The sequence below is a fragment of the Nocardia sienata NBRC 100364 genome (assembly GCF_001613205.1).
Lineage (GTDB): Bacteria > Actinomycetota > Actinomycetes > Mycobacteriales > Mycobacteriaceae > Nocardia > Nocardia sienata.
Map to the genome: position 1 here is coordinate 39346 of NZ_BDBX01000003.1, position 10864 is coordinate 50209.

The 10864-nt window shown below is 66.9% G+C and carries 9 protein-coding genes and 1 pseudogene; 9 read left to right on the plus strand and 1 reads right to left on the minus strand.

Translation table 11 applies throughout. The features are described from left to right. Window positions 1-29 precede the first annotated feature (29 nt). Window positions 30-1091, minus strand: a complete 1062-nt coding sequence (locus tag NS4_RS01355; protein ID WP_063057880.1) for an AraC family transcriptional regulator — start codon at window positions 1089-1091, stop codon at window positions 30-32. 278 nt (window positions 1092-1369) lie between these two features. On the opposite strand from NS4_RS01355, the gene NS4_RS01360 reads away from it, so the two are divergent. The 9 genes and pseudogenes from NS4_RS01360 (at window position 1370) to NS4_RS01405 (ending at window position 10863) form a co-directional block, all read left to right on the plus strand. Continuing rightward, window positions 1370-2344, plus strand: a complete 975-nt coding sequence (locus NS4_RS01360) for a quinone oxidoreductase family protein (protein ID WP_063057630.1) — start codon at window positions 1370-1372, stop codon at window positions 2342-2344. A gap of 28 nt (window positions 2345-2372) precedes the next feature. Then, entirely contained in the window at window positions 2373-3266 is an 894-nt protein-coding gene (locus tag NS4_RS01365) for a TauD/TfdA dioxygenase family protein (RefSeq protein WP_063057631.1), read from the plus strand. 47 nt (window positions 3267-3313) lie between these two features. Continuing rightward, window positions 3314-4366, plus strand: a complete 1053-nt coding sequence (locus NS4_RS01370) for a beta-keto acid cleavage family enzyme (protein ID WP_063057632.1) — start codon at window positions 3314-3316, stop codon at window positions 4364-4366. 133 nt (window positions 4367-4499) lie between these two features. Next, complete coding sequence (locus tag NS4_RS01375) at window positions 4500-5855, plus strand: MFS transporter (RefSeq protein ID WP_084486513.1); 1356 nt, start codon at window positions 4500-4502, stop codon at window positions 5853-5855. Continuing rightward, window positions 5848-6441 (plus strand): RBBP9/YdeN family alpha/beta hydrolase, encoded by a 594-nt coding sequence (locus tag NS4_RS01380; RefSeq protein ID WP_063057633.1) that lies wholly within the window; start codon window positions 5848-5850, stop codon window positions 6439-6441. The genes NS4_RS01375 and NS4_RS01380 overlap by 8 nt, the downstream gene beginning before the upstream one ends. Further along, window positions 6438-7202 (plus strand): CoA transferase subunit A, encoded by a 765-nt coding sequence (locus tag NS4_RS01385; protein ID WP_063057634.1) that lies wholly within the window; start codon window positions 6438-6440, stop codon window positions 7200-7202. The genes NS4_RS01380 and NS4_RS01385 overlap by 4 nt, the downstream gene beginning before the upstream one ends. A 1-nt stretch (window position 7203) precedes the next feature. Then, a pseudogene (locus tag NS4_RS01390) lies at window positions 7204-7859 on the plus strand (3-oxoacid CoA-transferase subunit B). A gap of 64 nt (window positions 7860-7923) precedes the next feature. After that, window positions 7924-9525, plus strand: a complete 1602-nt coding sequence (locus NS4_RS01395; protein ID WP_063057635.1) for a long-chain-fatty-acid--CoA ligase — start codon at window positions 7924-7926, stop codon at window positions 9523-9525. A gap of 249 nt (window positions 9526-9774) precedes the next feature. Beyond that, on the plus strand, window positions 9775-10863 hold the full coding sequence (locus NS4_RS01405; protein ID WP_281218512.1) for a YeiH family protein: 1089 nt from the start codon (window positions 9775-9777) through the stop codon (window positions 10861-10863). Window position 10864: the final 1 nt, after the last annotated feature.

The window sequence follows — 10864 nt, forward strand, 5'->3', positions numbered from 1 at the left end:
GCACGGCCGGAGCGAAGGCGGAGGTATGCCTACTCGGTGGCGCGTGGCTCGGGCTGCGGCGTCGAGTCGGTCGGGAAAGGCTGGGTCGGGGCTGCGGGGCGGGCGGCGCGCCACTGACTCGGGCTGTGGCCGAAGCGGGTGCGGAACCACCGGGAGAAGTTGCCAGGCGAGGAGAAGGCGAGCAGTTCGGAGATCTCGGTCAGGCTGTGGCGGTTGCCGGCCACCATGTGCCGGGCGAGTTCGACTCGGCTGGAATCGACCAGGGCGGTGTAGGTTTCGCCCTCGGCAGCGAGGCGGCGGTGGATCGTGCGGCGGTCGACGCCGAGACTTTGCGCGATCTGGTCGGCCGAGCATCGTCCGGTCGGCAGGAGCAGTTCGATCAGTTCCCGGACGCGGTCCACAGTCGTCGCGGTCGAGGTTGCCCACGGCGCATTGAAGATCTGCTGCGCGTAGGTGCGCAGCTGGGGGTCCGACATGGCGTTGGGTGCGTCGAGGTCGGTGGTGTAGATGAGGATTCCGTTGAAATCCTGGTCGAAACCGACATGGGTACCGAGGACGCGGTGGTGGGTGGAGGGGTCCGCGGGTGCCGGGTGGGTGAAGCGGACTTCCAGCGGTTGCCAGGTGGTGCCGAGGAATTGACGCATGAGTCCGTGCAGGATGCCGACCGCCAGTTCGATGGGCTGCCGCGTTTCACCCGGCCCGCCGAGATCGAGGCTCAAGCGGATGGTGGCGATGGCGTTGCGTTCGGTGAGTCGGGTGTGCAGCGCCTCGTTGTACATGTGCTCGTAGCGGGACATGGTCCGCAGCGCGCTGCGGACGTCGGGTTCCTCGCGGATAACCATGCTGAGCGGGCCGAGATTGGCCAGGCGGCGACGTTCTGCCAGGCGCAGTCCGATGTCCTCACGCCCGGAGCTGATCGCGCAGCGTTCGAGTAGATCCGCGATAGCGGCGGCGGGAACCCAGCGGTCCTGCACGCTCAGACCGGCGGGGTCCAGTCCGCTCGCGCGAATCAGGGTGACCGGGTCCAGCCCCAGCGAGCGGCCGAGTTCCACGAATCCGTGTAGTGCCGCATAGCGGGCGAGTGGTTTCACCAGGTACTCCATTGTCCCGAATTGAACGGCAACCAGTCCCCTGAGGATAAGCATGGAGGGGTGGCCCGGATTACAGTGGGTCCCATCACAGCGATGGTGATCAGTGGTCGGGGAAGTCGCGATCGGTGAGCGCACCCGGCGCGGCCCGCCACTGGCAGCACGCGATCGATGGTCGGCACTGTGACGCCGCAGCACGCGGTGACTGTCTGGAGACCCATTCGTCGGACACAACTGTCGGTCGCACCCGTGAGTGCGGTCGACCGAAGAGGAGATCTGTTGTGGCACAAGCTGTTCGCTTCTACGAGACCGGTGGCCCCGAGGTGCTGTGCTGGGAGGATGTCGAGGTGGGCGAGCCGGGGCCCGGTGAAGTGCGGGTGCGGCACGAGGCGGTAGGACTGAATTTCGCCGATACCTACTTCCGCTCCGGCCTGTACCCGGCCGCGCTACCCGCAGGTATGGGTGTCGAGGCGGCCGGTGTGATCGACGCGGTGGGCCCGGGTGTCGAGGGGTTCGAGGCGGGGGACCGGGTGACCTATACCGGTAGCCCGCTGGGGGCGTACAGCACCGAACGGGTGATGCCCGCCGAGCACCTGCTCGCATTGCCCGACGGGATCGGATTCGACACCGCCGCATCGATGACGATGCGTGGATTGACGACCGCCTACCTGTTGCGCCGCATCCATCCGCTGCGCGAAGGGGATACGGTCCTGCTCCACGCGGCGGCCGGTGGGGTCGGGTCGATTTTCGTGCAATGGGCAAAGCTGCTGGGCGTCAATGTGATCGGCACCGTATCCAGCGAGGAGAAGGCCGAGATCGCCCGCGCCAACGGTTGCGATCACGTGGTGATCTACACCCGCGAGGACGTCACCGCCCGAGTGCGTGAGATCACCGGCGGCGCGGGCGTGCCGGTGGTCTACGACAGCATCGGAAAGACCACCTTCGCCACGTCGTTGGATTCGCTGTCGCGGCGCGGGCTGCTGGTGTGCTTCGGCACCGCCTCCGGGCCGACCCCACCCATCGATGCCATGCAACTGGCGGTCAAGGGCTCGCTGTTCGTCACCCGCCCCGCGCTCGCCGACTACATCGCTGATCCCGCGGAGCGAGCCGAACTGGCCGGCGAGCTCTTCTCGCATGTCGCGGCCGGTCGCATCCGGATCGAGATCAACCAGCGCTACCAGCTCTCCGATGCGATGCGGGCCCACAGCGACATGGAATCGGGTCGCGGCGTCGGTTCCTCGGTCTTCACCGTCTGACACCGGTTCCACACCTGGAAGGACAACGATGACAACCTTTGCTGCATCCCATGGTTCGGTGACGCGCGGCGCGATCACCGCCACGCCACTCACCTGTTCGATCGGTGCGGAGCTGGTCGATGTCGACCTCGCGCGGATTGCCCATGACGACGCGCTTTTCGCCGAATTGCGCGCTCTGCTGCTCGAGTACAAGGTGCTGTTCGTGCGCGACCAGAACATCAGTCGCGCCGATCACATCGCTCTGGCACAGCGATTCGGTCCACTGGAAGACCACCCGGTCCTGGGCAGCGACCCGGACAACCCCGGACTCGTGCGCATCTACAAGGACCTCGACAGCCCCCCTGAGCACTACGAGAACGCCTTCCACTGTGACGCCACCTGGCGGGCGAACCCGCCGATGGGTTCGATTCTGCGCTGTGTGGAAGCTCCGCCGGTCGGCGGCGACACCATCTGGGTGAACATGGTCGAGGCGTATCGGCGCCTGCCCGAGCGGGTCAAGGAGCGGATCGAGGGCCTGCGCGCTCGCCACAGCATCGAGGCCAGTTTCGGCGCGGCGATGCCGGACGACAGGCGCCACGATCTCGCGCGGCGTTATCCCGACGCCGAGCATCCGGTGGTGCGCACCCATCCCGAAACGGGCGAGCGCATTCTGTTCGTCAATTCCTTCACCACTCACCTGGTCAATTACCACACGCCGGAGAACGTGCGATTCGGCGCGGACTACGCGCCCGGGGCCGCCGAGTTGCTGCACTACCTGATGCGGCAGGCCACGATTCCGGAATACCAGGTGCGCTGGCGGTGGACGGAGAACAGCTTCGTGATCTGGGACAACCGGTCCACCCAGCATTACGCGGTTCAGGACTACTGGCCTGGGGTGCGGAAAATGGAGCGTGCCGGGATCGTCGGCGACGCGACCTTCTGACAGCTGTTCGACCCAACTCTTTCCTCGGATTCAGAACGGAGCATTTCATGCATTTCCACGACGACGCGCTTTTCCCGGAGAACCAGGAGAAACTGGTCATCACCGCCGCGCCCTACGGCCCGGAATGGGAATTGGACGATTTCCGTGAGGACCTGCCCCTGACCATGGACGAGCATGTCCAGGCCGCGGTGGACTGCTACGAGGCAGGCGCCTCCGTGCTGCACATCCATGTTCGCGAGTTCGATGGCAAGGGCTCCAAGCGGCTGTCGAAGTTCAACGAGCTGCTCGTCGGGTTGCGCGAGGCAGTGCCGGACATGATCTTGCAGGTCGGTGGGTCGATCTCGTTCGCCCCCGAAGGCGAAGGCGCCGAAGCGAAGTGGCTTTCCGACGACACCCGGCACATGCTCGCCGAACTCGACCCGAAGCCGGACCAGGTGACCATCGCGATCAACACCAGCCAGATGAACATCGTCGAGCTGATGACCGAAGACGATATCGCCGGAACGTCGATCCAGCGCCCCGACCTCTACGAGACCTACCGCGAAATGACCGTGCCCGCCGGCCCGGCGTGGGTCGAGGAGCACCTGCGGCGCCTGACCGCCAACGGCATCCAGCCGCACTTCCAGCTCTCCGGCATCCCGCAGCTCGAGACGGTCGAGCGACTTATCCGCCGCGGCAAGTACTCGGGTCCGCTCAACCTGACCTGGGTGGGTATCGGCGGCGGGTTCGACGGCCCCAATCCCTACAACATCATGAACTTCATCCAGCGGGTACCCGACGGTGCGTGCCTGACCTTGGAGACATTGATGCGCAGCGTGCTTCCGGTGAACGCGATGGCGATCGCGTTCGGTCTGCACACCCGCTGCGGCAACGAGGACACCCTCTGGGGCCGCAAGGGCGAGAAGACGAAGTCGGCGGACCAGGTGAAGCAGCTGGTGCGAATCGCCGGGGAGCTGGGCCGCGGTGTCGCGGACGGCAAGGAGGCGCGCGACATCTACCGGATCGGCGAGCAGTACTCGAGCGTCGATGAGACCCTCGCCAAGCTCGGCTACCCACCCAACCGCAAGCCCGGCCAGGTCGGCTTCACCCAGCACGCCTGAGACAGGCGCCAATGGGCGGGGGAAGACCTTCCCCCGCCCACGTCCTGACGTAGCCGAGAGGGCAACGTCTCCGAACTCATCGGCTCCGGTGCGTCGCACACCGTCTGGGCGCACCGGATTTGTAGGAGCACCAATGGAGTTGCACACTACCGTCGCCGGGGCGGACGACCATGTGGTCGTCGCCCCGGTCGAGGCGGATCGAAACCCCCGCCGCCCGCGTTACGCGTGGGTCGTTTTCCTGCTGGCGTTCGGTCTGCTGCTGGCCGACTACATGTCGAGGCAGGTGCTGAGCGCGGTCTTCCCTTTCTTGAAAACCGAATGGACGCTGTCCGATTCGCAGTTGGCGTCGCTCACCAGCGTGGTCGCGCTGATGGTCGGCATTCTCACCCTGCCACTGTCCGTACTGGCCGATAGGTGGGGGAGAGTGCGCAGCCTGGTGCTGATGGCAGTGCTGTGGAGTGCCGCGACGCTGCTGTGCGCGCTGGCGGCGAACTACGAGCAGATGCTGGCCGCTCGCTTTTTCGTCGGCGTCGGCGAGGCGGCCTACGGCAGCGTCGGGATCGCCGTGGTGATCAGCGTTTTCGCCCCCCGGATGCATGCCGCGCTGAGCGGCGCGTTCATGGCCGGCGGTTCGTTCGGCTCCGTACTCGGCGTCGGCCTGGGTGGTGTCATCGCCGTCCACCTCGGATGGCGCTGGTCGTTTGCCGCCATGGCCATCTTCGGCCTGCTGCTGGCGGCTCTGTTCAGCGTGGTCGTGACGGAGGCGAAACTTGTCAGGAACGCCGCCGACCGGCAACCGGGGCCACATGTCGAGGGTTTCCGCGCGCCGGTGTCGACGCTGTTCACCAACCCCGCGGTGGTGTGCGCCTACGTGGGCAGTGGTTTGCAGATCTTCACCGCGGCGGTGCTGCTGTCCTGGATGCCGAGCTTCTTCCACCGCAACTACGACCTGGCGCCGGATCGGGCGGGCGCGGTCGCCTCGGTGTTCGTGCTGTTGGTCGGCACGGGGATGGTGAGCTGCGGCATGATCACCGACCGCGTCGGCCGCGCCGACATGTCGCGGAAATGGACCGCGGCGATCACTTTCTGCTGCCTCTCACTTGTGTGCCTGGGGTCCGGCTTCAGTCTCGGAACCGGCCCGGGGCAGCTACTGCTGATCGGTATCGGCGCGTTCTTCTCCGGTGGCTCGTCCGGACCTACCGCGGCCATGGTCGCCAACCTGACCCATGCGTCGGTACGCGCCTCCGCGTTCGGCACCTTGACGCTGGCCAACAGCCTGCTCGGCCTCGCTCTCGGTCCGTTCGTCGTGGGCGTCCTCGCCGATCGCATCGGATTGGGATCCGCACTGCAGCTGGCACCGCTGACCTACCTGGCCGCTATCGCGGCACTGGTGCTCGGCAAACGCGTCTACCCCGCCGGACTGCGCAAACTCGCCGCCGTCGCACCGGACTCCCGCGCACTGAACTCGAAAGGAAAAACCATTGCCTGACACAGCCGACCCCACGATCGTGATAGTGCCAGGGCTGCGCGACCATGTAGCCGAGCACTGGCAGACGCTGCTCGCCGAACGCCTGGACAAGGTCCGCACGGTCCCGCCGCTCGAGCACGACAAGCTCGGCCTCGCCGCCCGCATCGCCGCACTCGATGCCGTCGTCGCGGACGTCGACGGTCCGGTTGTCCTGGTCGCTCACAGCGCCGGCGTCATGATCACCGTGCACTGGGCGCAGCACAACCAGCGACCGGTGCGTGCGGCGTTGCTGGCAACCCCGGCCGATGTGGGCACACCGATGCCGAGCGGGTATCCGACGCCGGAAGAGCTGGCGGCCGATGGCTGGCTGCCGATTCCACGCAGGCAACTGCCGTTCCCCAGCATCGTGGCCGCCTCCACCACCGACCCGCTCGCGGCGTATCGGCGCGTGGCGGGCATGGCCGAGGTCTGGGGCAGCCGCCTGGTGGATCTCGGCGATGTCGGTCACCTCAATCCCGCCTCCGGCTATGGCGAGTGGCCCCGGGCGCAGGAGCTGCTGGACGAACTACTCGCCGCCACCGCGACCGGCGTGCAGGCGGCCCGGTGAGCAAGGTCGTCTCCTCGGCCGCGGCCGCCGTCGCCGATGTGGCCTCCGGGTCGAGCCTGGCTGTGGGTGGATTCGGAGTCTGCGGCATACCAGACGCGCTCATCGAGGCGTTGGCCGAACGCGATGTCACCGACCTCGAAGTCATCTCCAACAACTGCGGGACCGATCGGGTCGGCCTGGGCATCCTCCTGAGAGCCAAGCGAATCCGCCGAATCGTCGCCTCGTACGTGGGGGAGAACGCGGAGTTCGCCCGCCAGTACCTGGCCGGTGAGATCGAAGTCGAGCTGACACCGCAGGGGACTCTCGCCGAGAAACTGCGCGCGGGCGGAGCGGGGGTCCCGGCGTTCTTCACCCCGGCCGGCGTCGGTACTCCCGTCGCCGACGGCGGCTTGCCCTGGCGGTACGCGCCCGACGGTTCGGTCGCGGTGGCCTCGCCGCCCAAAGAGGTGCGCACCTTCGGCGGCCGGTGGGGGGACCGGCGCTACGTGCTCGAGGAGGCGATCACCGCTGATTACGCCCTGGTGCACGCACTCGTCGGCGACACCGACGGCAACCTGGTGTTCGACAAGTCGGCCCGCAATTTCAACCCGCCGGCCGCCACGGCCGGACGCGTCTGTATCGCGCAGGTGGAAGAACTCGTCCCCGCGGGGGAGATCGACCCGGGCACGGTCCACCTGCCGGGCATCTTCGTCGACCGCCAGGTGCACACCGGTCGGCAGAACAAGCACATCGAGAAGCGCACCGTCGCCCAGGAGAGCTGATATGTCCACTGCCACGGTAATTCTCGGGTGGTCCAGGTCGGCCATGGCTGCTCGCGCCGCACGTGAACTACGGTCCGGTGAGTACGTGAACCTCGGGATCGGATTGCCGACCCTCATCCCGAACCACCTGCCCGACGGCGTGCACGTCACCCTGCACTCGGAAAACGGCATCCTCGGCACCGGTCCCTACCCGGCGGCAGCCGAGGTCGACGCCGACCTGATCAATGCCGGCAAAGAAACCGTCACCGTGCTGGCCGGGGCCTCCTTCTTCGACTCCGCGAGCAGCTTCGGCATGATCCGCGGCGGCCACATCGACACCGCCGTCCTCGGCGGAATGCAGGTATCGGCCACCGGCGATCTGGCCAACTGGATGGTTCCGGGACACCTGGTCAAAGGCATGGGCGGGGCGATGGACCTGGTACACGGTGCCCGGCGGGTGATCGTTCTCATGGAGCACACCGACAAGTCCGGCGCGCCGAAGATCGGCTCCCGCTGCACACTCCCCCTGACCGGTGAGCGTGTTGTACAGCGCATCATCACCAACCTGGCCGTCATCGACGTCACCCCCGCCGGTTGGCATTGCGTGAATGCGCGCCCGGAGTCACCACGGCCGAGATCCAGGCGGCCACCGCCGCGCCGCTGATCACGGCGGACTGATCCGTCCCGGCATTCCCTCGACGCCGATGCGGTATCGGCGCGGACAATCCCGAAAGGTCATCTCGTGCTCAATCTCGCTGTTCTACTGGAGGACTCGGCGCGCCGTCACCCGGACAACGATGCGATCGTGCTCGGCGCCGAGCGGCTGACTTTCGCCGAAGTCGACGCCAGGGCCAACCAGGTGGCGCGTCTACTGGTCACGCGCGGAGTGCGACCCGGCGACAAGGTCGCGCTGTCGTGCCCGAATCTGCCGGAGTTCGTCGTCGTGTACTACGGCATCCTCAAGGCAGGCGGGGTCGTCGTCCCGCTCAACATCCTGCTGCGCCCACGCGAAATCGCCTACCATCTCACCGATTCCGGAGCGAGCGTCTACGTCTGCTACGAGGGCGGCCCCGAGCTTCCGATGGGCGAATACGCGCGCGAGGGATTCCGGCAGGCACCGGGCTGCCGGAACATGGTGCTGATCACCGCCGATCCCCGAGCCGGCGCGTCATACGAAGGGGTCGACACCCTGTCGCAGGCCATGGCGGAGGCGCCGGCCACCTTCGACACCATCACCCGCCGTCCCGATGACACCGCGGTCATCCTCTATACCAGCGGGACCACCGGTCGCCCCAAGGGCGCCGAGCTCACCCACGCCAACATGGTGATGAACGCCCTGGCCGCGAACCGGCTGTTCGACAACCGGCCCGAACGCCGCGACTCCCACCTGGTGACCCTGCCACTGTTCCATTCGTTCGGCCAGACCATCGACATGAACGCCGGTCTGTCTGTCGGCGCCACGCTGGTGCTCTTGCCACGCTTCGATGCCGTCACCGCCTTGCGAATCCTCGCGGAGGAGAACATCACGTTCTTCGCCGGGGTGCCGACCATGTACTGGGGACTGCTCAACGCGCTCGACGACAGCGTCGACGTCGAGCGGATCGCGGGCACACTCCGCAGGGCCGTATCCGGTGGCGCCGCGCTTCCGGTCGAGATGCTGTTCCGGTTCGCGCAGCGATTCGGGGTTCAGATCCTCGAAGGGTACGGGTTGTCGGAAACCTCTCCACTGGCGCTGTTCGCCGACCCCGGCCGCGATCCCCGGCCCGGATCCATCGGAATACCCGTGTGGGGCATCGAAGCCCGGCTGATCGACCCGGTGTGGAACACCATCACCGGCGTCGGGGAGATCGGGGAGATCGCGCTGCGCGGGCACAACGTCATGAAGGGCTATCACAACCGCCCCGACGCCACCGCGGAGGTTACGCGCGATGGTTGGTTCCGCACCGGCGATCTCGCGCGCCGTGATGCCGACGGCTTCTACTACATCGTCGACCGAGCCAAGGACATGATCGTGCGTGGCGGGTTCAACGTCTACCCCCGCGAGATCGAGGAAGTACTGCTCACCCATCCGGCGGTTTCCCTGGCCGCGGTCATCGGCATACCCGACCCGCATTACGGCGAGGAGATCAAAGCCTACGTCGTGCCGGCACGCGAAACGACCATCACCGCGGATGTTCTCATCGCCTGGTGCCGGGAGCAGCTGGCTTCCTACAAGTACCCGCGCGTCGTCGAATTCACCGCCGATCTGCCGATGACCGCCAGCGGCAAGATCCTGAAACGCGAGCTCGCCGCGCGCGCTGAGCCCCCGGCGGCCGACGTCGGGGTCACAGTCTCCGGTCGCTGATCGAGCGGGCCGATCACGTTGTTCTCCGCGATTCAGCACTTCTCCACCATCTTCGCTCCGTGCCCGCCGGAGCTGACGTACTGCACAGAGCCGGCCCAGGTTCCAGCCGCGGCCGAGTAGTCCCGCATCGTCGGCCGGCGTATCGGGGTCAGGCGACTCCGGTGCGCCGGCGCACGACCGTCATACCCGTGTCGACCGTCGGCCATTGTCGGACGGTTGCCGAGACCGAAAGCACCGGACACCTCGATCATGCCCCAGACCAATACGTCCGACCTGATGAGCGAACCGCCCTCGCCGACGGCACCGATGCGCCGATCGCCCATGAGCCGAGCGCGACGCTGGAGTAGCGAGTACGCTCCCGGCCTGATACTCACGGCTGTCGTCGTGGTCGGCATCATGCTGCTCACCCGTCGGACTTCCTTTCTCAGTCCGCTACTGGCCGCCATCCTGGTCGGTGCGATCGCTGCGAATATCGTGGATATTCCACAGCGTATTCGGCCAGGACTCCAGTTCTGTTCCAAGCGGCTGCTACGGATCGGCGTCGCGTTATTGGGCTTGCAGGTGACGTTCACCGACATCCTCGGACTCGGTTTCGCGATTCTGCTGCTCGTATTCGTCATCGTGGTCGCGGGAATCGCCAGCACCATGCTGCTCGGGCGAATGCTCGGGATCGGCTGGACCCAGCGACTGTTGATCGCCTGCGGGTTCTCGATCTGCGGCGCCGCCGCGGTCGCCGCCGTGGACGGAGTCGTCGATGCCGACGAAGAAGAGGTCCTGACCTCGGTTGCTCTGGTCGTGGTGTTCGGGACCATGCTGATCGCTGTCATTCCGCCCGCAGCGCATGCCCTCGGACTCGAGGAGGCGGCCGGCGGTGTGTGGGCCGGCGCCGCGGTCCACGAAGTCGCGCAGGTGGTAGCCGTCGGCGGAGCGATCGGCGGTACCGCGCTCACTATCGCGGTGGTGGTCAAACTCGCCCGAGTCGTATTGCTGGCGCCGGTCTTGGCCGCGATCAGCTGGCATATCCGGCGCGGGCGTACCGACGCGTCCTTGGACTCAGCACGTAAGCCTCCGCTGGTGCCGATGTTCGTACTGGCATTCCTCGCCTGCGCGGCGGTCAGGTCGACCGGCGTGATTCCCTCCGCGGCACTCGACGTGACACACGAGGTGCAGACGGTGCTGCTCACTGTCGCCATGTTCGCGTTGGGTACCGGCGTGCGGCTGCGGTCGCTGGCCCGCGTCGGTGCCCGCCCACTCGTGCTGGCCGCCGGGTCGACCGTCTGGGTGACCATGCTGGCTCTGGCCGGTGCACTGATCGCCACTCGAGGTGCCGGACAGTAGG